17 protein-coding genes are annotated in these 23658 nt (G+C 66.8%); 7 read left to right on the forward strand and 10 right to left on the reverse strand.

What is annotated here, in order from left to right; all coding sequences use genetic code 11:
- Positions 1-41: 41 nt before the first annotated feature.
- The 6 genes from F792_RS0102810 to F792_RS0102835 form a co-directional block, all read right to left on the reverse strand.
- The gene (locus F792_RS0102810) at positions 42-584 is read right to left on the reverse strand and encodes a shikimate kinase (protein ID WP_018168284.1); all 543 of its coding nucleotides are present in this window, start codon (positions 582-584) and stop codon (positions 42-44) included.
- A gap of 105 nt (positions 585-689) precedes the next feature.
- Complete coding sequence (gene pilQ, locus F792_RS0102815; RefSeq protein WP_018144540.1) at positions 690-2819, reverse strand: type IV pilus secretin PilQ; 2130 nt, start codon at positions 2817-2819, stop codon at positions 690-692.
- A gap of 20 nt (positions 2820-2839) precedes the next feature.
- Entirely contained in the window at positions 2840-3382 is a 543-nt protein-coding gene (locus F792_RS0102820) for a pilus assembly protein PilP (protein WP_038031938.1), read from the reverse strand.
- Complete coding sequence (locus tag F792_RS0102825; RefSeq protein WP_018144542.1) at positions 3382-3963, reverse strand: type 4a pilus biogenesis protein PilO; 582 nt, start codon at positions 3961-3963, stop codon at positions 3382-3384. Before F792_RS0102825 ends, F792_RS0102820 begins: the two co-directional genes overlap by 1 nt.
- Complete coding sequence (locus tag F792_RS0102830) at positions 3963-4526, reverse strand: PilN domain-containing protein (protein WP_018144543.1); 564 nt, start codon at positions 4524-4526, stop codon at positions 3963-3965. Before F792_RS0102830 ends, F792_RS0102825 begins: the two co-directional genes overlap by 1 nt.
- Positions 4523-5590: a pilus assembly protein PilM gene (locus F792_RS0102835; RefSeq protein ID WP_038084249.1), complete on the reverse strand. Its 1068-nt coding sequence runs from the start codon at positions 5588-5590 to the stop codon at positions 4523-4525. The genes F792_RS0102830 and F792_RS0102835 overlap by 4 nt, the downstream gene beginning before the upstream one ends.
- 143 nt (positions 5591-5733) lie before the next feature.
- On the opposite strand from F792_RS0102835, the gene F792_RS0102840 reads away from it, so the two are divergent.
- Positions 5734-8112: a penicillin-binding protein 1A gene (locus F792_RS0102840; RefSeq protein ID WP_018168286.1), complete on the forward strand. Its 2379-nt coding sequence runs from the start codon at positions 5734-5736 to the stop codon at positions 8110-8112.
- Positions 8113-8742: a hypothetical protein gene (locus F792_RS0102845; RefSeq protein WP_018168287.1), complete on the forward strand. Its 630-nt coding sequence runs from the start codon at positions 8113-8115 to the stop codon at positions 8740-8742.
- 30 nt (positions 8743-8772) lie between these two features.
- Here the strand turns inward: F792_RS0102845 and hemE are convergent, their stop codons facing one another.
- The 4 genes from hemE to rpsU form a co-directional block, all read right to left on the reverse strand.
- Positions 8773-9828: a uroporphyrinogen decarboxylase gene (hemE, locus tag F792_RS0102850; RefSeq protein ID WP_018168288.1), complete on the reverse strand. Its 1056-nt coding sequence runs from the start codon at positions 9826-9828 to the stop codon at positions 8773-8775.
- 8 nt (positions 9829-9836) lie between these two features.
- Complete coding sequence (locus tag F792_RS0102855) at positions 9837-11243, reverse strand: FAD-dependent oxidoreductase (protein ID WP_018168289.1); 1407 nt, start codon at positions 11241-11243, stop codon at positions 9837-9839.
- 75 nt (positions 11244-11318) lie between these two features.
- The gene (locus F792_RS0102860) at positions 11319-11765 is read right to left on the reverse strand and encodes a GatB/YqeY domain-containing protein (protein WP_018168290.1); all 447 of its coding nucleotides are present in this window, start codon (positions 11763-11765) and stop codon (positions 11319-11321) included.
- A 39-nt stretch (positions 11766-11804) separates the two neighbouring features.
- On the reverse strand, positions 11805-12020 hold the full coding sequence (rpsU, locus tag F792_RS0102865) for a 30S ribosomal protein S21 (protein WP_018144550.1): 216 nt from the start codon (positions 12018-12020) through the stop codon (positions 11805-11807).
- A 180-nt stretch (positions 12021-12200) separates the two neighbouring features.
- On the opposite strand from rpsU, the gene aroB reads away from it, so the two are divergent.
- The 5 genes from aroB to dnaG all read left to right on the forward strand — a co-directional run bounded on the left by aroB (position 12201) and on the right by dnaG (position 23506).
- Positions 12201-13310 carry a 3-dehydroquinate synthase gene (aroB, locus tag F792_RS0102870; protein WP_018168291.1) on the forward strand — a complete coding sequence of 370 codons (1110 nt, stop codon included), beginning with the start codon at positions 12201-12203 and terminating at the stop codon, positions 13308-13310.
- Between the two features lie 4 nt (positions 13311-13314).
- Positions 13315-14484 (forward strand): deoxyguanosinetriphosphate triphosphohydrolase, encoded by a 1170-nt coding sequence (locus F792_RS0102875; RefSeq protein ID WP_018168292.1) that lies wholly within the window; start codon positions 13315-13317, stop codon positions 14482-14484.
- 11 nt (positions 14485-14495) lie between these two features.
- Positions 14496-16358, forward strand: a complete 1863-nt coding sequence (locus F792_RS0102880; protein ID WP_026305884.1) for an SPOR domain-containing protein — start codon at positions 14496-14498, stop codon at positions 16356-16358.
- A 716-nt stretch (positions 16359-17074) separates the two neighbouring features.
- Complete coding sequence (gltB, locus tag F792_RS0102885) at positions 17075-21538, forward strand: glutamate synthase large subunit (RefSeq protein WP_018168293.1); 4464 nt, start codon at positions 17075-17077, stop codon at positions 21536-21538.
- Between the two features lie 186 nt (positions 21539-21724).
- A complete protein-coding gene (dnaG, locus tag F792_RS0102890; protein WP_018144554.1) occupies positions 21725-23506 on the forward strand; it encodes a DNA primase in 1782 nt (593 codons plus the stop codon).
- Positions 23507-23658: the final 152 nt, after the last annotated feature.

Here is a 23658-nt window from a genome sequence, read left to right on the forward strand (position 1 = left end):
GCGCCCTTGCTTGGTGTCTTCGTGCGCTTAATGGTTACCAACTAGCCTTCGGAGCGCGGCTGGCAAAGATCCGGGCGCTGCACCTGCAGGGCCGCGCATACGCCCTTGACCGCGTCGCGCACCCGCCGCCCCTTGCCCTCCAGCGTAAGGTCCGCGACCTCCTGATAGAGCGGATCGCGGACCACGAACAACTCCTGAAGGCGGGCCTTCGGGTCCGCCGCCTCCGCGATCAGCGGGCGCTTGCGGTTACGACGGGTACGCCGGAACTGCTCCTCCACCGGCACTCGCAGGTAGATCACGAACTGGTCGCGCAGGAGCTCGCGGTTTTCCGGGCGTTCGACGATCCCGCCCCCGGTGGCAATCACCGCCCCCTCCTGTTCAAGAAGCGACCCCAGCATCGCCGTCTCGCGCTTGCGAAAACCGCCCTCGCCCTCGAACTCGAAGATGGTCGGGATATCGACACCGGTACGCCGTTGGATCTCCTGATCGGTATCGAAGAACGGCCGACGCAGCAGCCCCGCGAGGCCGCGCCCGATTGTGCTCTTGCCGGCCCCCATCGGGCCTACCAGTACGATGTTCTGCATGGGCGCCAAGGCTACTGGCTGGGCCACCCAAAGAAAAGCCGGGGACAGGCCCCGGCTTTCGAGATCGAACCCATCGGGGGCAAGCCCCGACGCTACACCTTGCGCTCAGTCGAGTACGCGCGGCGTCACGAAGATCAACAATTCCGCTTTGGAATTCTCCGTGGAGCGGTTGCGGAACAGGTTTCCGAGGAACGGGATATCCCCGAAGAACGGCACCTTCTCGAGGTTGGTGCGGCTGTCGATCTCGTACACACCGCCCAGGACCACGGTCTCGCCGTTGCCGACGAAGACCTGGGTCTCCACCTCGCGCTTGTTGATCCCCGGCACCCCAAGGATCACACGCTGGCTGGGCTCGTCCTTTGTCACCTTGATGTCGAGGATCACGTTGCCGTTCGGCGTGATCTGCGGCGTCACTTCCGTCGACAGTACGGCCTCGATGAACTGGGTCGAAGTCGCGCCGGATGCAGTGGCTTCCTGGAACGGGATTTCTTCACCTTGCTTGATCGTCGCCGTCTGGCCATTGGCCGTGATCACACGCGGGCTGGAGATGATCTCGCCGCGGCCTTCAACCTGCAGCGCGGACAGTTCCAGGTCGAGCAACACGCCACTGCGCAGGATGCTCAGCCCCGCCTGCCCGGCATTGCCACCGGCCGGCAGCGAGCTATTCAGGCGGTCTCCGATAGCGATGCCACCAATGCCCCCCGTGGTGGCATCCCGAGCCGCATCCGCGCCCTCGATAGACCCGGCACCACCAACCCGGGTTCGGCGGTCACCCCGCGTCCCGGAGATCCCAAAACGGGCGCCCAGCTCACGGTTGAAGGTATCCTCCGCGATCACGATGCGGGTCTCGATCAGGACCTGTTGCACCGGGACGTCCAGTGTGGAGACCAGGCGACGGACGTCCTCGATCCGGCTCTGGGTATCCTGCACCAGGAGGGTGTTGGTGCGCGTGTCGATGGTGATGCTGCCACGCTCCGAGAGGAATTCGCCGCCATCACCGCCGCGAATCAGGGACGCGATCTGCTCGGCCTGGGCGAAATTGATCTGCACGAACTCCGTGCGCAGGGGCTCCAGCTCCTGTCGATCGCGCTGAGCCTCCATCTCCAGGCGTTCACGCGCCGCGATCTCTTCGCTGGGGGCGACGTACAGGACATTGCCGTCCATTCGCTTGTCGAGCCCGCGGGCACGCAGGATGATATCCAGCGCCTGGTCCCAGGGGACGTTGTTCAGGCGCAGGGTGATGTTGCCCCCCACCGTGTCACTGACCACGATGTTCAGATCGGTGAAATCCGCCAGCAACTGCAGAACGGAGCGCACCTCGATGTCCTGGAAATTCAGGGACAGGCGCTCGCCGGCGTACTCCTCTTCCTCGCGGGCGCGGGCCTGGCGTTCGGCCTCGGAAATCGGGGCGACCTCGAGGACGAACTGGCGATCACTCTGGTAGGAAATGATCTCGTACTCGCCGCGCGCCTCGATCTCCATGCGTACACGATTGCGCTCGGCGACGGTGTCGATGGTATGCACCGGGGTGGCGAAATCGACCACGTCGAGGCGACGTTCCAGCGACTCGTCGACCATGGCGCGCGGGAAGGTCATCTCGATGCGGCCGGCCTGCTCGCGAACGTTGATCTCGGCACCAGAGCGGGAGAGATCCACCTCGACGCGACCTTCGCCCTCGCTGCCCCGCCGGAAATCGATACCCGTGATCTCCATGGGTCGGGCGCTGCGGGTCGTGGCGGCGGGTTCACCCGCACGATCCACGACCTGCTGGGTGCGTGCATCCGCCTCGGAAACCCCGCGGCCCAGCGTAAGGATGAGATTATTGCCCTCGACTCGAGTCTGGTACTCGGAGGCCTGAGTCAGGTTCAGCACCACGCGGGTGCGGTTGCCCGCCTCGACCGTGCTCGCCCGCAGCACCGGGCCCACATTCAGGTCCGTCTCGCGCCGCGGCAATGCATTGCCGACATTGGGCAGATCCAACGCGATGCGCGGCGGTGAATCAATCGCAAAGGCGCGAATATCGGAGGGCGGCGTCTCCGAGAAACGCAGGTTCACCTGCACCCGGTCACCGCTCAGACTGCCGGCCCGGATCTCTTCCAGTTCGGTGGCAGCCACCCCCTGGGACACCATGAACAGCAGGCCCGCAACGACCGTGCCTGCGAAAGCGCGCATGGAAGAACCCATGTTGAATCCCCTGTTGGTTGTGCCGACCTTGCGGCGAATGCTCGTCATCATCTTCTTCTCCCCCCCAACCGCTAGTCGGTCAGCGCCACCGAGTTTTCACGTTCCACGTGACCGCCGAAGGCATCCGGCACGATCTCGACCAGCCGGATCTGGGTCGGCGTGATCTCGATGATCTCCCCGTGGTTCTGGCCCATATAGTTGCCCGCAGTGACGCGCTGAACCCCTCGATCCGGGGTCCGGACCAGGGCGTAGCGCACGCCATGCTGCTCCAGCGACCCGACCATCCGCAGCGAATCCAGCGGAAAGCCCTCGAGGAACTCGCGCGGGCGGTCAGGATCAATCTCGGCGTCTCCTGGCTGCCCCTCGGCCGCGGCGAGCTCCGGCTGGGCGATTACCGACGAGTCGAAAGGCGACCGGGCATGCCCCGGATAGAGATAGGGCTCGTGCGGCTCCAGGGTGGGGATCGGCTCGATCCCGCTCCCCGGGCGCTCCTTGACCTCGGCGATGTACTGCTCGAGGTCACGGTTGTCCTGAGTACAGCCCGACAGCAGGATCCCGCCCATCAGGACCATGGCCAGTCCGGGCCATACCGCTCGCATGGAAGAATGCCTCATCAGTTCTCCTCCAGGTAGCGATAGGTGCGGGCGACCGCATCCATCAGCAGGTCGTTGTCGGAATCGCCCGGGCGGATATGCATGTTGTGCATGGTGACCACGCGCGGCAGGGCCGAGACACCGCTGACGAACTCCGCGAGATCCTCGTAATCGCCCCGGACGCGCAAACGGATCGGAACCTCGGCGTAGAAGTCGCGCCGGTTCTCGCCACGCGGCTCGAACAGCTCGATCTCGAGACCCGCCTGCAACCCTGTCTGCGAGACATCGACCAGCAGGCTGGGGATCTCGGCACTACTGGGCAGCAGCTCGAGCAGCGAGGCGAACATGCGCTCCATCTCCTCCAGCTGGTCCTCGTAGGCCTGGAGGTTGGCAGCCCGCTGCTGCTTGTCCTCGAACTCGCCGCGCAGCTGCAGTTCGCGGCTCTCCGCGCGCTCGAGCTCTGTCCGCTGATCGCCGATGAAGAGGTAATAGGACAGGCCGAGGATGGCCAGGACAATCACGACCAGGATCAGGCCCTTCACGCCCCAGGAGGCTTCCCCGATGTTGTTGAAATCGACCTGCTTGAGTTCATTGAGATCCATCAGGAATCCCCCTCTGCGGCATCCGGCCGGGTCTGTGTGGCATCCAGTCGGAAGTCACGCACCTGGAGGCGACCCTCCTCGCGGGTCTCGATAATCTGCAGATTGGAACTGCCCAGCCAGGGCGACCCATCGATCCGGCGCATCAACGCGGAGATCCGGGTGTTGGACTCGGAGCGCCCGACCAGGCGCACATTCTCGCCTTCCTGGCGGACCTCGTTGAGGTAGGTACCATCGGGCAGGGTCTCGACCAGCTGATCGAAGAGATGCACGGCCTCGGGCCGCTGCGCCTGCAGGGTCTGGATGACTTCCATTCGGGCAATAAGGGCCTCGCGCTGTTCGTCGAGATCGCGGATCCGGGCAATCTGACGATCCAGTTCGCGGATCTCGCTTTCCAGCATCTGGTTGCGCGACTGCTGGTGGTCGATCAACGCGCCGATAAAACTATAGCCAACGAAGGCAAGAAGGACGCCGACCACCGCGGCGCCACCAACCGCGGCGAAGAACTGCTTGCGCCGCTGTTCGCGTGCCTTCTCGCGCCAGGGAAGGAGGTTGATATAAATCATGACGCATACCCCCGCACGGCCAGGCCACAGGCCGTCATCAGCGCCGGGGCATCATTGGCAAAACGTTCCTGGTTGACCCTTTTGGCCAACGCCATCCCGCGGAACGGGTTCGCGATCGATACCGGCGTGCCGGCGGCCTCCTCGAGCAGTTCGTCCACGCCCGGGATGGCCGCACAGCCGCCACCCAGGAGGATGTGATCGATGGTGTCCTGCGGGCGGGTCACGTAGAAGTACTGCAGCAGCCGCTGGATCTGGTCGACCATGGTCTGCTTGAAGGGCTCGAGGATGGAGCTTGCGTAGTCGGTCGGCAGGTCGCCACTCATCTTGGCGGAACCGGCCTCCTGATAGTTCATGCTGTAGCGCCGCATGATTTCCTCGGTGAGCATGCGGCCGCCGAAATTCTGCTCGCGGGTGTAAACCACGCCCTCGTCCTGACTGACGACATACACGGCAGTCACCGAAGAACCGACATCCACGACCGCCACGATCGGCTTGCTCTCGCGGTCGGGGACCTGCTCCATCAAGCGCTCGGCGGTATGCTCGATCGCGTATGCCTCGACGTCGATCAGCTCGGGGGTCAACTTGGCCGCCTCGGCAATGGCCACGCGCGAGTCCACGTTCTCGCGGCGCGAAGCGACCACGAGGACATCGACCATCTCGGGGTTCTTCTCGTTCTTGCCGAGGACCTGGAAATCCAGGTTGACCTCTTCAAGCGTGTAGGGGATGTACTGATCCGCCTCCACGAAGACCTGGCCCTCGAGTTCCGCATCGCCCAGCGCGGCCGACATCTGGATGGTCTTGGTGATCACGGCGGAGGACGGCACAGCCATCGCGCAGTGCTTGAGGCGGGTGCCGGAGCGCTTGACCGCCCGGGCGAGGGCATTACCCACGGCCTCGGTGTCCTGACAGACCTTGTCGACCATCACCCCATCGGGCAGCGGTTCGACCGCGAAGGCCTCGACCCGATAGCCCTTACCCTGTCGCGTCAGCTCCAGCACCTTGACGGCTGCCGAGCTGATATCCACGCCCAGGACCCCTTGTTTGGATTTTCCGAGACTCAGCACACATCCCCCTGTATACCCCGACGAAAGTAACTGGTAGCGTTACAATCACGTATGCTAGCTGGTTCACAATATACACCGCGACTTCAGGGTTGCAAGTCGCTTTGAAAGCGACTTCTCATCTTGGCCTCACTTTTTTTGCTGTCATGAATCCGCTCCTTAAGATTATTACGGCGCTGCTGGCCCTGATTCTGGCAGCCGGAATCGGCCTGTCCATCGCGGCGGCCGCTCTCTATGTTTACTACGCGCCGAGCCTCCCGGAGGCCGACGCCGTACGCGATGTGCGCCTGCAGACTCCACTGCAGGTCCGCAGTGCGGATGGCCGCCTTATGGGTGAGTTCGCGGAAGAACGGCGCATTCCCGTCCCGATCGACGCGATCCCGCAGCAAGTCCGCGATGCCTTTATTGCGGCGGAAGACGAGCGCTTCTATGACCATCCGGGTGTGGATGTCATGGGCCTTGCCCGCGCCGGACTGAATGTGATCTCCACCGGCGGCGAGCGCAGCCAGGGCGGCAGCACCATCACCATGCAGCTCGCGCGCAATATCTTCCTGACGCGCGAGCGGACCTACGAACGCAAGTTGCGCGAGATCTTCCTGGCCATCCGCCTGGAACAGGAACTCGAGAAGGATGAAATCCTCGAGCTATATTTGAACAAGATCTATCTGGGACAGCGCGCCTACGGGATCGAGGCGGCCTCGCGGGTATATTTCGGCCGCTCGCTGGATGCGCTGGAACTGGACGAGATTGCCACGCTCGCCGCCCTGCCCAAGGCGCCATCGACCACCAACCCGGTAAGCAACCCGCAACGGGCCGAGATCCGCCGCAACTACGTACTGCGGCGGATGCTGGAGACCGGCGTGATCGACGAGGATGCCTATACCTCCGCCATCGAGCGCCCGGTGCTGTCGGAACGCCACACCACAGCCACCGAGATTGATGCCCACTGGGTCGCCGAAATGGCGCGCCAGATGGTCGTGAACCTGTGGGGTGACGACGCCTACCGTCGCGGCCTGCAGGTGCACACGACGATCGACTCCCGCCAGCAGGAAGCGGCCAACCAGGCGCTGCGCGAAGGATTGCTGGAATATGACGAGCGTCACGGTTTTCGCGGTCCCGAAATGCGGCTTCCCGGCAATACCCTGGAGGACGCCGAGGCACGCGAGCGCGCGCTGATGGCCATTGGCGTGCACGGAAGGCTGCTGTTCCCGGCCGTCGTCCTGGGGCAGGGCGACGCCGGGGTACTGCGCGTCGACGGCGGCCGCATTGGCGAACTGGAAGTCCTGCCGGAAGACCGCGAATGGGCCGGATCACCGGCGCTCGAACGCGGCGACGTGATCCGTATACGTCCCTATACCGACGGCCGCTGGCGCCTGGCGCAAAAGCCGGAAGTCACCGGCGCCGTGATCGCCCAGGCCCCTCAGGACGGCGCCATCCTGGCACTGGCCGGCGGGTTCGACTTCTTTGAGAACCGCTACGACCGCACGACCCAGGCGCAACGCCAGCCAGGATCCGCGTTCAAGCCGCTGGTCTATGCCCTGGCCCTGCGCGAGGGCCACCGGCCCGAAGGGACCGTGATCGACGCGCCGATGGTCTTCAACGACCCCGCCCTGGGGGCCGAATGGCGCCCGCAGAACTACTCGCGGCGCTTCCACGGCGAGACCACCCTGCGCGAGGCACTTGCGAATTCCCGCAACCTGGCCTCCATTCGCCTGCTCGACCGCCTGGGCACCGGAAACGTACACCAGGAACTGACGCGCTTCGGTCTGGACCTCGAAAGGCAGCCGAACAACCTGTCCATGGTCCTGGGTACCGGCTCCCTCACCCCGCTGCAGCTGAACAATGCCTATGGCGTGTTCGCCAGCGGCGGCCGCCTGAACAGCCCCTGGATCATCGCCCGCATCGAGACGGCGGACGGCGAGACCCTGTACGAGGCACCGACCGAACGAGCCTGCCCGGCGCCCTGCACAAACCCGAAGGGCCAGGATCTGCCGCTGGTCGCCAGCAGTGGCCCGTTGCAGTACACCGATCCGGTACCGGTCCTGGATCCCGGTGTCGCCTGGCAGATGAGCGACATGCTGCGCAGCGTCATCACATCCGGAACCGGACGGCGGGCCATGGAACTGGGCCGGTCCGACCTGGCCGGCAAGACCGGGACCACCAATGACTACCGCGATGCCTGGTTCGCCGGGTTCAACGCGGAGCTGGTCGCAACCGCCTGGATCGGCTTCGACGACAACCGCGAGCTGGGCCGACGCGAAAGTGGCGGTCGCGCGGCCCTGCCAATCTGGACCCGCTTCATGGGCAGCGTGCTGGCCGACCAGCCGGAACGGCCGGTGGAGCGCCCCAACGACCTGGTGCGGGTCGCCATCCTGCCGAACGGCCAGCGCGCCCCCAGCGACGACGCCCCGGGCGCGCGCAACCAGTGGCTGCTACCCCACCAGATCCCGGAACGCGGACACGTCATTCCGGGGAACGGCGAGAACGGCAGCAGCGGGAACCAGCAACCCGAACTGGTCTTTTAAATGGCCAGCCCCTCGCGCGCGCGCCAGGAGCTGGCCCAGGAAGCCGCTCGCATCATGCTCGACGACGGCATCCGGGACTTCGGCCTGGCCAAGCGGAAAGCCGCGGAACACCTGGGCGTGGACGCCCGACACGACATGCCCGGCAACCTGGAGATCCAGGACGCCGCCATCGAACGCAGCCGGCTGTTTGCCAGCCCCGCCAGCCGCGCCGCCTACCGCGGCCGCCTGGAAGCGGCGCTGGTCGTGATGGAACGCCTAGAGCACCTGGAACCGCGGCTGGTCGGCCCGCTCCTGCAAGGGCTAGTGGAATCACAACCGCTGATCAACCTGCATGCCTTCGCCGAGACAGTGGAAGAGGTCATCCTGGAGATGGGGGATCGGGGGATTCACTGCGAGACCGGCGAGCGCCGTTACCGCAGCCGGCAGGGGCGCGAACAGCGCATCCCCTTCCTCGCCTTCCGCGGACCGGACGACACCGATGTTGAGCTCACGGTATTCGCGCTGGACGGCCTGCGCCAGGCGCCACCGTCGCCGGTGGACGGGCGCCCGATGCAACGCGCAACCCGCGCGGACGTGGAGAGGATGCTGGCGGAGGCCGGCGCCGAAGAGGCGGCGGCCACGGCGGAATAATAACCGGGCCGTACGCTCGCGCCGGGCGGACTAACGTCGGTAGTTGGTGACGGTGTCCACCATCGCGGCCACCCGCTCCGGATCGATCCCCGGATGAATGCCGTGGCCAAGATTGAAGACATGACCCGTGTCGCGGTCGAAACCATCCAGCACCCGCTGGGTCTCTTCGCGGACTACCGCCTCGGGTGCGTACAGCACCGACGGATCGAGGTTGCCCTGCAGCGCAACGCGATCGCCGACCCGCCGGCTGGCCTCGGCGATCTCGATGGTCCAGTCCAGCCCCAGGGCATCCGCTCCGGTATCCGCCATCATTTCCAGCCAGGCGCCGCCACCCTTGGTGAACAGCGTCACCGGGACGCGGCGGCCATCGTTTTCACGGATCAGCCCGTCGACGATGCGCTGCATGTACGCCAGCGAGAACTCGCGATAGGCCCGCGGAGTAAGCGAACCGCCCCAAGTGTCGAAGATCATCACCGACTGGGCGCCGGCGCGGATCTGCGCGTTCAGATAATCGGTCACCGCGGTGGCGACCTTTTGCAGCAGGGCGTGCATCGCCTGCGGCTCGCCGTACATCAGACGCTTGGTCTCGGCGAAGTCGCGCGAGCCCTGGCCCTCGACCATGTAGGTCGCCAGGGTCCATGGGCTGCCGGCAAAACCAATCAGCGGGACCTGGCCGTCCAGCTCGCGGCGGATCAGGCGCACCGCGTCCATCACGTAGCGTAGCTCCTGCTCCGGGTCCGGCACTGGCAGGTTCTCGATTGCCTCCAGCGTACGCACCGGCTCGCGGAAACGTGGGCCCTCGCCCGTCTCGAAATACAGACCCAGCCCCATCGCGTCGGGGATGGTGAGGATGTCGGAGAACAGGATCGCCGCATCGAGAGGAAACCGGCGCAGTGGCTGCATGGTGACTTCGCAGGCCAGCTCCGGGTTCTGGCACAGGCTCATGAAGCTGCCGGCCTGGGCGCGGGTCTCGCGATACTCCGGCAGGTAGCGCCCGGCCTGGCGCATGATCCAGATCGGCGGACGCTCCACCGGTTCGCGCAGCTGGGCTCGCAGCAGGAGGTCGTTCTTCAGGTTCTGGGACATCGAAAGGCTCAAACGCCGAGGTATTCAAGGATGCCTTCGGCGGCCTCGCGGCCCTCGAAGACGGCGGTGACCACCAGATCGGAGCCGCGCACCATGTCGCCGCCCGCAAAGACCTTCGGGTTGCCGGTCTGGAAGGCATGCTTGCCCGCGGTCTGCACGCGGCCGCCCTCGTCGATGCCGATCTTGTAGTCGGCAAACCAGTCGGAGGGAGACGGACGGAAGCCAAAGGCGATCAGCACCCGGTCGGCCGGGATTACGTGTTCGGAGCCGGGGACCGGCTCGGGACGGCGGCGGCCACGTTCGTCCGGGGCGCCCATCTGGGTACGCACGACCTTCACGCCCTCGACCTTGCCGTCGCCGACGATCTCCACCGGCTGCACGTTGAACTCGAAATGCACGCCCTCTTCGCGCGCATGCACCACTTCCTTGCGCGAACCGGGCATGTTGTCTTCGTCGCGGCGGTAGGCGCAGGTCACCGATGCCGCGCCCTGGCGGATCGAGGTGCGGTTGCAGTCCATCGCGGTGTCGCCGCCACCCAGCACGACCACCCGCTGGTCGGCCATGTCGATGAACTCGTGGCCTTCTTCCTGCGGCCAGTTCATCACCTGGCGGATATTGGAGATCAGGAACGGCAGGGCGGGATAAACGCCCGGCAGGTCCTCGCCGGGGAAGCCGCCCTGCATCGCGGTGTAGGTGCCCATGCCGAGGAACACGGCGTCGTATTCCTCCAGCAGCGCATCCATCGCGATGTCGCGGCCGATCTCGATATTCAGACGGAATTCGACGCCCATGCCCTCGAGGATCTCGCGGCGAGTGCGGATCACGTGCTTTTCCAGCTTGAACGGCGGGATGCCGAAGGTCAGCAGGCCGCCGATCTCCGGATAGCGGTCATACACCACCGCCTGCACGCCATTGCGCGCCAGGATGTCCGCGCAGCCCAATCCCGCGGGCCCGGCGCCGATCACCGCGACACGCTTGCCGGTCGGGGTGACATCCGACAGATCCGGGCGCCAGCCGGCCTTCAGGGCCTCGTCGGTGATGTACTTCTCGACCGAGCCGATGGTGACCGCGCCGAAGCCGTCGTTCAGGGTGCAGGCCCCCTCGCACAGACGATCCTGCGGGCATACGCGGCCACAGACTTCGGGCAACGAGTTGGTCTTGTGCGAAAGCTCGGCGGCCGCGAACAGATTGCCTTCCTCCACCAGCTTCAACCAATTGGGGATGAAGTTGTGGACCGGGCACTTCCATTCGCAATAGGGATTGCCACAGGCCAGGCAACGGCCGGCCTGCTGACCGGCCGTGGCGGGATCGAACTGACCAATGATCTCGCCGAATTCGTGGATCCGGATCTCGGCGGGAGTCTTCTGGGGGTCCTGGCGCGGGAGGTCCAGGAACTGCATCGGATTGGAAGCCATGGAACACTCGCTCCGACGAAATCGGGATAGGGGCCGCGATGGGCCCGGGGAGTTCGGCCGGGATCCGGCCCGTAGTCAGCCCTGCAGGGCGGCGCGGACCTTCTGGCTCACCTGGCCCATGTCCGCACGCCCGAAGACCCGGGGTTTCAGCACCCCCATGACGCGGCCCATGTCACCCGGGGCACTGGCTCCGGTCTCGGCAATCGCCTCGCTCACCAACTGGTCCAGCGCGGCGGCGTCCAGCGGCTCGGGCATGTATTCCTCGATGATGACGACCTCGGCGGCCTCGCGCTCGGCGAGGTCTTCGCGACCGCCCTTCTGATACTGATCGATGGAATCACGCCGCTGCTTGAGCATGCGATTGAGGATCGCCAGCACGGCGTCGTCGTCGGCCTCGCGCCGCTCGTCCACCTCGAACTGCGATACCTCGGCCTGAATCATGCGCAATGCAGCCAGGCGGTCCTTGGCCCGGGCCCGCATGGCCTGCTTGACGTCATCCTGCAACCGGGCCTTGAGCGACATCTTTGGGTCCTCGGGTCCGGGCAGCCACCCGGACGGGGTTCAGTACAAACGCACCCGACGAGTCATGTCGCGGGAATTCTTCTTCAGCTGACGCTTCACCGCGGCAGCGGCCTTGCGCTTGCGCTCGGTGGTCGGCTTCTCGTAGTACTCACGGCGGCGGACTTCCGCGACCACGCCGGCTTTCTCGCAGGTGCGCTTGAAACGGCGCAGGGCGACCTCGAAGGGCTCGTTCTCACGAATTCGTACGTGCGGCATACAATCTCCGAAACGGATGCAGGATCATCTCGATCAAAAATAACAAAACCGGCCGCCAAACACTCCGGGCGACCATGCAGAACTCCCTATGGTAATCCAACCGGCGCCAATTGCAAAAGTCCGTGAAGCGATCCGCACCATGCGGAATGCCCGGCTTACGCCGCCGTCGGCCCGCACGCTATGATGACGGGCATGGAAAGTCTCAACGTAGAACTGGGCGAACGCGGCTACCCGATCCACATCGGGCCGGGCATGCTGGGCGAACCGGAGCGGCTCCGGCCGGCGCTGCACGGCCGGCGCGTCGCCGTGGTGACCAACACCACGGTCGGGCCGCTGTATGGCGACGCCCTGCGCCGGAACCTCGCCGCCTGCGACAGCAGCAGCGACCCGCTATGGATCGAACTGCCCGACGGCGAACAGCACAAGACCCTCGCGACGGTAGAGACCATCCTGACCCGGCTGCTGGAGGCGCGCCTGGATCGCGGCAGCCGCATCGTCGCCCTGGGCGGCGGGGTGGTCGGGGATATCGCCGGGTTTGCCGCCGCGATCTACCAGCGCGGTATCGACTTCGTTCAGGTCCCAACCACCCTGCTCGCCCAGGTCGACTCCTCGGTTGGCGGCAAGACCGGTGTCAATCACCCGCTGGGCAAGAACATGATCGGCGCCTTCCATCAACCACGCGCCGTCGTCATCGACACCGACACGCTGAAGACCCTGCCCCAGCGCGAGCTACAGGCGGGCCTGGCCGAGGTGATCAAGTACGGCCTGATCCGCGACGCCGAGTTCTTCGCCTGGCTGGAGGAACACATCGACGCCCTGCGCGCACTGGAACCCGAGCCACTGGCCTTCGCGATCCGTCGCTCCTGCGCCTGCAAGGCCGAGATCGTCGCCGCCGACGAGCGCGAGGGCGGCATTCGCGCCCTGCTCAACCTGGGCCACACCTTCGGCCACGCGATCGAGGCCGGCATGGGCTACGGCGCCTGGCTGCATGGCGAGGCCGTGGGCACCGGGATGGCCATGGCCGCACGCATGTCCGAACGCATGGGCTGGCTGGATACCGCTGGTCGTGAACGCGCCGAGGCCCTGATCCAGCGCGCCGGCCTGGCCCTGGAACCGCCGGGGGCGGTGACCCCGGACCGCTTCCGCGAGCTGATGGCGATCGACAAGAAGGTGGCCAGCGGCCGCCTGCGCCTGGTACTGCTGCGCGGCATTGGCGAAGCCGTCCTCACCGACGCGTTCGATCAGGACGCCCTGGACGACACCCTGCACGAGCATGCCCGTGTCGCCTGAAACCATGGCCACCCCCAGCGCGGCCGCACCGGGCCTGGCGCCCTACGCCTGCGACCCCGCACGTTCGCGCGGCCGCGCCCAGGCCGAGGCCGCGCCGCGTCACCGCAGCGATTTCCAGCGCGACCGCGACCGCATCGTGCATTCCAGCGCCTTTCGCCGGCTGGAGTACAAGACCCAGGTCTTCATCAGCCACGAGGGCGACCTGTTCCGCAACCGCCTGACCCACTCGCTGGAGGTCGCGCAGATCGGGCGCTCCATCGCGCGCGCCCTGCAGCTGAACGAGGACCTGACCGAGGCCGTCGCGCTGGCGCACGATCTCGGTCACACCCCGTTCGGACATGCCGGGCAGCACGCACTGAATGCCTGCATGCGCGAACACGGCGGCTTCGAGCACAATCTGCAGTCGCTGCGCATCGTCGACCTGCTGGAGCGCCACTACGCCGATTTCGACGGCCTCAACCTCACCTACGAGACCCGCGAGGGCATCCTCAAGCACTGCGCACCCGAGAAGGCGCGCCAGCTGGGCGAGATCGGGGTGCGTTTCCTGCAGAAGGAACAGCCGAGCCTCGAGGCTCAGCTCGCGAACGTCGCCGACGAAATCGCCTACAACAATCACGACGTCGATGACGGCCTGCGCTCCGGGCTGCTCACCATGGACCGCCTCGCCGAGGTCACCCTGTTCCGCGACTGCCGCGAAACGGTCCAGGCCCGGTATCCGAACCTGGACCCCCGTCGCATCCAGCACGAGACCGTCCGGCGCATGATCGACGCCCTGGTCGGCGACCTGATCGAGACCAGCCAGGCCGCGATCGACCACCAGCGCCCGCAAACCCCCGACGACGTGCGCCGCGCCGGCGAGGCACTGATCCGCTTCAGCCCGCAGATGGCGGAACAGGCGCGCGAGCTCAAGGGCTTCCTGCGCGAGAACCTCTACCATCACCACCAGGTCCACGGGGTAATGCACAAGGCCCGCCAGCTGATCCACGATCTGTTTGCCGCGTTCGAGTCGGAGCCACGCCTGATGCCCGAGCACTACCAGCGGCATGCCGACGAGATGGCCACCCACGACGCGCACGGGCCGCAACGCGCCATCGCCGACTACATCGCCGGCATGACCGACCGCCACGCCATCCGTGAACACCACCGCCTGTTCGACCTGGGCACGCTGACCTGAAAAGGAATTCGATGGCGCTTTCCGAACAATGCCTGGAACACCTCGGCCTGCACGCGCCGCCGTTTGACGACGCGCCCGACGAGACCTTCATCTACAGCGACCCGCTGCTAGATGGCCTGCTCGAGTCCGCGCGGGCTGCCCTGAACGGCCCCGGCGCAGTCGTGCTGATGACCGGCGAGAACGGTTCCGGCCGCAGCCTCCAGCTGATGCGACTGCTGGCGATGCTGCCCGACCCGTTCGAGCTGATCGCCTTCCGTGCGCGCATCAACACCCAGTTCGAGTCGGTGGACAACACCATCCGCAATTACCTGCGCTCGCAGAACGCGGACGACCCCGATCGCCCTCTGACCGAACTCCTCGGCGACCGCGTCGCCGAAGGCGTCGACCCGGTTATCGCGATGGATGACGCGCACCTGGTCGGCACCGACATCGTCAACAACCTGATGCGCATGCGCAGCGAGATCCTTGCCAGGCAGGGCCGCGCCCCGCGCATCATCCTGGTCGGTTCCAGTGGGCTACTGCGCCGCCGCCTTTACCTGCCCGACCCCTCCGACGAGGACCAGGTCACTCGCGTCAGCCTGCGCGCGTTCAACCTGGAGCAGACCGCGGCCTACCTGCGCCACCGCCTGCAGGCCGCGGGCCTGGCCGACCCCGATCGCCTGCTGGATGCAGACGCCATCCATCACCTGCAGACCACCAGTCAGGGCCTGCCCGGCAACCTCAACCGCGAAGCCAACAGCTTCCTCGAACGCCAGTGCCGCAGCGAGCGCCGGACCGGTGCCGCAGCCACAGCCGCCGGCAGCACTGCCCCGGGGGTGGCCGCGGGCGAGGCGGCCGAGACAGACACCGACATCGAACCGCAAGACGGGGAGCCCGCGCTCACCCCCTCCACCCGCGAGGCCGAGCCGGCGAGCGAAACGCCCCCGGAGACGACCATCCGCGCCAGCCGCGACCCGGACGACGACCGCTTCACCCCGGCGGCCGAGGCTCTTGCCGCGTCCACTCCGCGACCCGACCCGCCCCGCGAGACAGCCCCCGAGGCGCCGCCGGGCGAGCCGGGCGGCATCGACGCCGATCACCGCATCCCGGAGCCGCCGGCGGCGGAGAACGTCGCCTTCTGGAACCAGCGCTGGTTCGTCCCGGCGGTAGCCATCACCGTGGCCTTGGGCATCGCCGCCCCGGTCGCCTGGCAACTGCTGGAGACGGAATCCGCGCCGACCGATAGCGAGATCATCGAACTACCCCTGCCCGAGCCGCGCATCACCGAGGCCGAGCCGGAACCCGCGCCCGAGGGGCCGACAGCCACCACCGACGACGAGGTCGTCGTGGCCGACCCACTGGACCTGCCCCCTCCGGCCGAAGCCGAACCGACCGAGCGGGAGACAGCCACCCAGGACCCGGCCGCGGACGAGCCCGAACCCGAGACGGCGGCGGAACCCGCGGAGACGGCGCCCGCATCCGAACCGCCGGCCGAGCCAGAAAGCACTCCGGAGCCGGAGCCTGAACCGGCACCCGAGCCCACGCCCGAGCCGGAACCCGCCACCGAAGAGCCGGCCGCAGAGGATGCCGACACCGAGCGCCTGCGCAACGACCGCGCCTGGCTGAACGACCAGGACGGAGGCGCCACGACCATCCAGCTGCTGGCCGCGCCGAACATGGGGGCCGCACGGGCCTATGCCGATCAGCACGACCTGGGCGGGATCCGCTATATCCCAACGCGCGTCAACAACCGCGAATTCGTGGTCATCCTGGCCGGGGTCTTCCCCGACCGGGCCGCCGCCCAGCGCGCCGCGGAGGACCTGCCCGCCGCCGTGCGCCGCGACGAACCCTGGATCCGCTCCATCGGCTCGGTCCAGAACGTCACCCGCGACTGATCCCCGCGCTGCTTGGTCACCACGAAGCGCACGAAGAAGCAAAAAGCGGTTCGGCACAGAGCACACAGAGAAAGGCAAAATCTTTCCTGATTAGCAACGAGAGTCAGCCAGTCACGGGGATCATCCGGGCCTTTTTGGAATGTCACCCTCCCCTGCACTGCCATCCCGGCCGGAGCGAAGCGAAGAGCCGGGATCCCCCCGTCGGGGCAACCCCAGCCGCCGAGATCCTGGATAACCGCTACCCGGTTTCCGGGATGACGAAGCAGGAGGCGCATGGAGCCCGGGGCGCGTGCCGCTGCGCTCCAGGGCCACCTTCGGCCGCCGGGTGCTGTACACACCCGGGCCCGCACGGTCCTTGGACCTGGCTGACCCTCGTGGCGAATCAGGAAATCTTTGGATGGCTGGTGGGCGAAAGCGCAGGTAGCTCGATGCGCTTTGCCCCTGACCCCGAATTGCTCCGTGAACTCCGTGCCCTGTGTGGTTTATAACGCTTTTGAAGTTGCCCTCCTTCAGGCCTTCGCGGGCTTCGTGGTGAACCGCCCCACCACGACTTAACCTGCGTCGATGTCGTGTCTTCTTGACCGGCCCCGGTTTGCCGGGAGAATGACGGTTCGGCTATATTCCTGCGCCTTTTTCCGTGTTCTTTTTCCAGGGACGGCCCTGACCAACGTACCGCGCCCGCGTACGGCCCCGCGCGCTGCGACCGGAGTTGACCAATGCGACAGAACCAACTGAACGGCACCCTCTACCGCCCCGAATTCGAGCGCGACAACTGCGGCTTCGGCCTCATTGCGCACATGGACGGCGTAGCCAGCCACTGGGTGGTCGACACCGCGATCAAGGCCCTGGAACGCATGACCCACCGCGGCGCGATCGCCGCCGACGGCAAGACCGGTGACGGCTGCGGCCTCCTGATGAAGACCCCCGAGGCCTTCCTGCGCACCCTCGCCTCCGAGTCGAAGATTGAACTGGCCGAGCGCTTCGCCGCCGGCATCGTGTTCATCAACCCGGCAAAGATCGCCGAAACCCGCGCCGCCGTGGAGAGCGCCATCGAGCGCGGCCCGCTCGGGCTTGCCGGCTGGCGCGAGGTGCCGGTCAATCCGGAAGACGCCTGCGGCGCCGAGGCGATGAAGAGCCAGCCGCACATCCTGCAGGTGTTCATCAATGCCCCGGCGGAGATGGACGCGGCCGACTTCGAACGCGCGCTGTTCGTGGTGCGCCGCCGCGCCGAGATCGCGATGGGCGACGACCCGGTGTTCTACGTGCCCAGCCTGTCGGCGCAGGTGCTCTCCTACAAGGGTCTGGTGATGCCGGCCAACCTGCCGGTGTTCTACCCGGACCTGAAGCGCCCGGAACTGGAGACGGCAATCTGCGTGTTCCACCAGCGCTTCTCCACCAACACCTTCCCGCAGTGGGGCCTGGCGCAGCCGTTCCGCTTCCTCGCCCACAACGGCGAGATCAACACCGTGCAGGGCAACCGCAACTGGGCGATCGCGCGCCAGCACAAGTTCGCCACCGAGAAGCTGCCGGAGCTGGCCGAGCTGGAACCGCTGGTCAACCTGGAGGGCTCCGACTCGCAGAGCCTGGACAACATGCTGGAGGTGCTGCTGGCCGGCGGTATGGATCTGTTCCGCGCAATGCGCCTGCTGGTCCCGCCGGCGTGGCAGAACGTCGCGCACATGGACTCCGACCTGCGCGCGTTCTACGAATACAACTCCATGCACATGGAGCCCTGGGACGGCCCGGCCGGCATCGTGCTGACCGATGGCCGCTACGCCGCCTGCACCCTGGACCGCAACGGCCTGCGCCCGGCGCGCTACGTGATTACCAGGGACCGCCACATCACCCTGGCCTCGGAGATCGGCGTGTATGACTACGCCCCCGGGGACGTGGTCGCCAAGGGGCGCCTGAAGCCCGGCCAGATGCTCGCCGTGGACACCGAGTCCGGCGAGCTGCTGCAGCCCGAGGACGTCGACCGCATCAACCGCACCCGCCAGCCCTACCGCCAGTGGCTGCGCGCGCACGTGAAGCACCTGAAGAGCCAGCTGGACGACAACCAGCTGTTCTCTGGCGAGCCGATGCCGCCCGAGCGCCTGGAGACCTACGAGAAACTGTTCGACGTGACCTTCGAGGAACGCGACCAGATCCTGCGCGTGCTGGCCGAGGCCGGGCAGGAGGCCGTGGGCTCCATGGGCGACGACACCCCGTTCGCAGTGCTCTCCAGCCACACCCGTTCGCTGTTCGACTACTTCCGCCAGCAATTCGCCCAGGTGACCAACCCGGCGATCGACCCGCTGCGCGAAAGCATCGTGATGTCACTGGAGACCTGCTTCGGCCGCGAACAGAACCTGTTCGAGGAGACCCCGGACCACGCCCACCGCCTGGTGTCCGACTCCCCCGTGCTGTCCGAGGCCAAGTTCCGCGAGCTGTGCAACCAGACCGAGGACGCCTTCCGCGTCGAGCGCATGGACCTCAACTACGACGTCCATTCCGGCTCGCTGGAGGACGCCGTGAAGGCCCTGACCGAGCACGCGGTCGAGGCCGTGCGCGACGGTGCCGTGGTGCTGGTCCTGTCGGATCGCGGCATCGACCCGGAACGCCGCCCGATCCCGGCCGCGCTGGCCGTGGGCGCGGTTCACCATGCCCTGATCGGCGCCAAGCTGCGCACCGACGCGAACATCGTTGCCGAAACCGCCACCGTGCGTGATCCGCACCACTTCGCGGTGCTGCTGGGCTACGGCGCCACCGCGATCTATCCGTACCTGGCCTACTCCGCGCTGCACGGCATGTGCCAATCCGGCGAGATCCCGAACGCGGACCCGCTGACCCTGGCGCAGAACTATCGCCGCGGCATCAACAAGGGCCTGTTCAAGATCCTGTCCAAGATGGGCATCTCCACCATTGCCAGCTACCGCGGCGCGCAGCTGTTCGAGATCGTCGGCCTGTCCGACGAAATCGTGGAGACCTGCTTCAAGGGCACCACCAGCCGCATCCAGGGCACCCGCTTCGCCGACATTCAGGCGGATCTGGAGACGCTGTCGAAGCGTGCCTGGAACCCGCGCAAGAGCGCCGGCCAGGGCGGTCTGCTGAAATACGTCCACGGGGGCGAGTACCACGCCTACAACCCGGACGTGATCCAGACCCTGCACCGCGCGGTGCAGTCCGGCGACTACGGGATCTACAAGGAATACGCGGACCTGGTGAACGAACGCCCGGTGACCGTGCTGCGCGACCTGCTCAAGGTGCGCGACGACATCGAGCCGATCGAGCTTGACGCGGTCGAGCCCGAGGCCGACATCCTGCCGCGCTTCGACTCCGCCGGCATGAGCCTGGGCGCGCTGTCGCCGGAGGCCCACGAGGCCCTGGCCACCGCGATGAACCGCCTCGGTGGACGCTCCAACTCCGGCGAGGGCGGCGAGGCCGTCTCCCGCTACGGCACCGAGCGCATGTCCAAGATCAAGCAGGTGGCCTCCGGCCGCTTCGGCGTGACCCCGCACTATCTGGTCAACGCCGAAGTCCTGCAGATCAAGGTCGCCCAGGGCGCCAAGCCCGGCGAGGGCGGCCAGCTGCCGGGGCACAAGGTCAACAAGATGATCGCGGAGCTGCGCTTCTCGAATGCCGGCGTGGCCCTGATCTCGCCGCCGCCGCACCACGACATCTACTCCATCGAGGACCTGGCGCAGCTGATCTTCGACCTCAAGCAGGTCAACCCGGATGCGCTGGTCTCGGTGAAGCTGGTCTCCGAGGCCGGGGTCGGCACCATCGCCGCCGGCGTGGCCAAGGCCTACGCCGACCTGATCACCATCTCTGGCTATGACGGCGGCACTGGCGCCAGCCCGCTGACCTCGGTGAAGTACGCCGGCACCCCGTGGGAGCTGGGCCTGTCCGAGACCCACGCGACCCTGCGCGGCAACGACCTGCGCGACAAGGTACGCCTGCAGACCGACGGTGGCCTGAAGACCGGCCTGGACGTCATCAAGGCGGCCATCCTGGGCGCCGAGAGCTTCGGCTTCGGCACCGGCCCGATGGTCGCGCTGGGCTGCAAGTACCTGCGCATCTGCCACCTGAACAACTGTGCAACGGGTGTGGCCACGCAGGACAAGGTGCTGCGCATGAACCACTTCATCGGGCTGCCCGAGATGGTCATGCACTACTTCCAGTTCGTCGCCCGCGAGACCCGCGAATGGATGGCGAAGCTGGGCGTGCGCAGCCTGACCGACCTGATCGGCCGCACCGACCTGCTGGAGATCCTGCCGGGGGAGACGCCCAAGCAGCAGCATCTGGACCTGAACGGCCTGCTGGCCAGCGGCGACCTGGCCGACAAGCCGCGTTTCTGCAAGGCGCCGAAGAACGAGCCGTTCGACAAGGGCGAGCTGGCCGAGAAGATGGTCGCGGAGATGCTCGAGGCGATCGAGAGCAAGGCCGGAGGCGAATACCACTTCGACGTGGCCAACACCGACCGCTCGATCGGCGCGCGGCTGTCCGGAGAGATTGCCAAGCGTCACGGCAATCAGGGCATGGCAGACGCCGCGATCACCGTGCGCATGAAGGGCACGGCCGGGCAGAGCTTCGGCGTGTGGAATGCCGGCGGTCTGCACCTGTACCTGGAAGGCGATGCAAATGACTACGTCGGCAAGGGTATGACCGGCGGCAAGCTGGTGATCCGGCCGCCGGAGGGCTCCAGCTTCGCCAGCCAGGACACCACCATCATGGGCAACACCTGCCTGTATGGGGCGACCGGCGGCAAGCTGTTCGCGGCCGGCCAGTGTGGCGAGCGCTTCGGCGTGCGCAACTCCGGCGCGATCGCCGTGGTGGAAGGCATCGGCGACCACGGCTGCGAGTACATGACCGGCGGCGTGATGGTGGTGCTGGGCAATACCGGCATCAACTTCGGCGCGGGCATGACCGGCGGCTTCGCATTCGTGCTGGATCGGGAGAACGACTTCCCGGACCGCATCAACAACGAGCTGATCGACCTGCACCGCCTCGACACCGAGGAGATGGAGGCGCACCGGAACTACCTGGAGGAACTCGTCACGGAATTCGTGCACGAGACCGACAGCGCCTGGGGCCGTGAAATCCTGGAGCGCTTCGACGACTACCAGGGCTCGTTCTGGCTGGTGAAGCCCAAGGCCTCGGAACTCCGGGGCCTGCTGGCCAACCTGCGCCAGGCCGCCTGACCCGCCATCCGGCAGCACCGCGATTCGGGCCCCTCACGGGGCCCGTTTTGTTTGGGCGATCGCAAAGGCGGGATGAGGGGGCTCGCACTGACGTGAACGGATCGATGCCCTGACGGCCACCGGCCCCTCCGGGCTATCATGCGAACCCAACCACCGGCACGACTCCGAGGAACACGCAGCGACCCCATGGCAGGCCTCATCCCCCAGGCGTTCATCGACGATCTGCTCGAACGCAGTGACATCGTCGAGATCATTCAGCGCCGCGTCAGCCTGAAGAAGGCCGGGCGCGAGTTCGCGGCCTGCTGCCCGTTCCACGGCGAGAAGACGCCGTCTTTCTACGTCTCCCCGCAAAAGCAGTTCTATCACTGCTTCGGCTGCGGGGCGCATGGCACGGCCATCAGCTTCCTGATGGAGTACGAGAACCTTAGCTTTCCCGAGGCGATCGAGCAGCTGGCCGAACAGGCCGGGCTCGAGGTTCCGCGCGAGGCCGGGGATGACGACCGCCGCGAGGCCCATGCCCCGCTGTATGACGCGCTGGACGCGGCCGCCGAATGGTACGTACAGCAACTGCGCCAGACCCCCAGGGCAGTCGAGTACCTGAAAAACCGTGGCATCGACGGCGCCACCGCACGCAACTACCAGATCGGCTGGGCCCCGCCCGCGGGGCTGATCGAGGCGCTCAAACCACGTTTCACTCCGCAGCAACTGGTCGATGCCGGCCTGGCCGCGCGCCGCGACGACGGCGGCATCCGCGAGCGCTTCCGCGCGCGCATCATGTTCCCGATCCGCGACCGGCGCGGGCGCATCACCGGCTTCGGCGGGCGCCTGATCGAGGACGGCGAACCGAAATACCTGAACAGTCCAGAGAGCGAGGTCTTCCACAAGGGCCAGGTGATCTATGGCCTGTTCGAGGCGCGCAAGGCCGGCACCCGGCTGGACGACATCGTGGTGGTCGAGGGCTACATGGACGTGGTCGGCCTGGCCCGCGCCGGGTTCCACCGCGCAGTGGCCTGCATGGGTACCGCGCTCACCCGTGCCCACCTGGACAGCCTGTTCCGTCAGGTCTCGCGCATCACATTGTGCTTCGATGGCGATGCCGCCGGCCGCCGCGCCGCCTGGCGCTCCCTGGGCGAGGCGCTGCCCGCGATCCAGGGCCTGCGCGAGGTGCGCGTGCTGTTCCTGCCGGAGGGCGACGACCCGGACAGCCTGGTCCTGCGCGACGGCCTGGCCGGCTGGGAGGAGCGCCTCGCCGGCGCCCTGCCCTTGTCCGAGACCCTGATGCGCCTGCAGCGCGAGGAGCACCCCACCGACACCGCCGAAGGCCGCACCCGCTTCGCCCACGCGGCGATGAAGCTGGTCGCCACCGCCCGCGATCCGCTGTTTCGTGACCAGCTGGTCGAACGCATCGGACAGGAGACGGGGCTCAGCCAGGAGCGACTGGAACAGGTCCTGTCGGAACAGCCACCCCAGCCTGCCCGCAACCCTGAACCGGGCCCGGGTCACGAGCTCCCCGCCACCCCCGGCGGCCGTGCGCCCGCGCGCGGCGAGAGCGCCCCGGCCTTGTGGGGTGCCCTGCTCGCCCGCGTCCTGCAACACCCGGAACTGGACTGGTCACAGCCCGAGTTCCGCCAGGTCGTCGAGCTGCCCGGAGCGGCCGCCGAGACCCTGCGCAATGTCCTCGCGGCCCTGGACGAGAGCCCTGGACGCCACACGGCCGGCCTGCTGGAGCGCTTTCGCGACCAGCGCCACTTTCAGCGACTCATGGCCCTGGCCCACCAGGAGCTCAACGACGGCGAGCCAGCGGTCACCCGCCAGACGGCGCTGGACTGCGCCCGCCAGCTCCTGCGTCAGCACTATCGATTGCGAATTCGTGAACTGACTCGCCCCGGTTCCGAACTCGGAACGGAACAACGCGCCGAGCTCGCCCGTCTTACCCAGCAGTTGCAGCGGTTCGACCTGCCCAAATAGCGCGCCGGGGCTTGAAGCGCCCGGATTCGCCCTCAACATAGCGGTCAAGGAGGTCGCCCCAGAGCCGGGTCGCGACCCAGCCTTGACCCGAGAATCCATCAGGCCACCGGCAATATAAGAATCTTCTGCTACAATGTAGGATTGATTTTTCT

It is taken from the genome of Thioalkalivibrio sp. ALMg9 (assembly GCF_000380625.1).
In the GTDB taxonomy this organism is placed as follows: Bacteria; Pseudomonadota; Gammaproteobacteria; order Ectothiorhodospirales; family Ectothiorhodospiraceae; genus Thioalkalivibrio; species Thioalkalivibrio versutus.

Coding starts and splice junctions, on each gene's coding strand:
- rpsU (WP_018144550.1), bottom strand. CDS start 12,020: ATGCCGCACGTACGAATTCGTGAGAACGAGCCCTTCGAGGTCGCCCTG.
- aroB (WP_018168291.1), top strand. CDS start 12,201: ATGATGACGGGCATGGAAAGTCTCAACGTAGAACTGGGCGAACGCGGC.
- F792_RS0102880 (WP_026305884.1), top strand. CDS start 14,496: ATGGCGCTTTCCGAACAATGCCTGGAACACCTCGGCCTGCACGCGCCG.
- F792_RS0102810 (WP_018168284.1), bottom strand. CDS start 584: ATGCAGAACATCGTACTGGTAGGCCCGATGGGGGCCGGCAAGAGCACA.
- F792_RS0102875 (WP_018168292.1), top strand. CDS start 13,315: ATGGCCACCCCCAGCGCGGCCGCACCGGGCCTGGCGCCCTACGCCTGC.
- F792_RS0102860 (WP_018168290.1), bottom strand. CDS start 11,765: ATGTCGCTCAAGGCCCGGTTGCAGGATGACGTCAAGCAGGCCATGCGG.
- F792_RS0102830 (WP_018144543.1), bottom strand. CDS start 4,526: ATGATTTATATCAACCTCCTTCCCTGGCGCGAGAAGGCACGCGAACAG.
- gltB (WP_018168293.1), top strand. CDS start 17,075: ATGCGACAGAACCAACTGAACGGCACCCTCTACCGCCCCGAATTCGAG.
- hemE (WP_018168288.1), bottom strand. CDS start 9,828: ATGTCCCAGAACCTGAAGAACGACCTCCTGCTGCGAGCCCAGCTGCGC.
- F792_RS0102825 (WP_018144542.1), bottom strand. CDS start 3,963: ATGGATCTCAATGAACTCAAGCAGGTCGATTTCAACAACATCGGGGAA.
- F792_RS0102855 (WP_018168289.1), bottom strand. CDS start 11,243: ATGGCTTCCAATCCGATGCAGTTCCTGGACCTCCCGCGCCAGGACCCC.
- F792_RS0102845 (WP_018168287.1), top strand. CDS start 8,113: ATGGCCAGCCCCTCGCGCGCGCGCCAGGAGCTGGCCCAGGAAGCCGCT.
- dnaG (WP_018144554.1), top strand. CDS start 21,725: ATGGCAGGCCTCATCCCCCAGGCGTTCATCGACGATCTGCTCGAACGC.
- F792_RS0102840 (WP_018168286.1), top strand. CDS start 5,734: ATGAATCCGCTCCTTAAGATTATTACGGCGCTGCTGGCCCTGATTCTG.
- F792_RS0102820 (WP_038031938.1), bottom strand. CDS start 3,382: ATGAGGCATTCTTCCATGCGAGCGGTATGGCCCGGACTGGCCATGGTC.
- pilQ (WP_018144540.1), bottom strand. CDS start 2,819: ATGATGACGAGCATTCGCCGCAAGGTCGGCACAACCAACAGGGGATTC.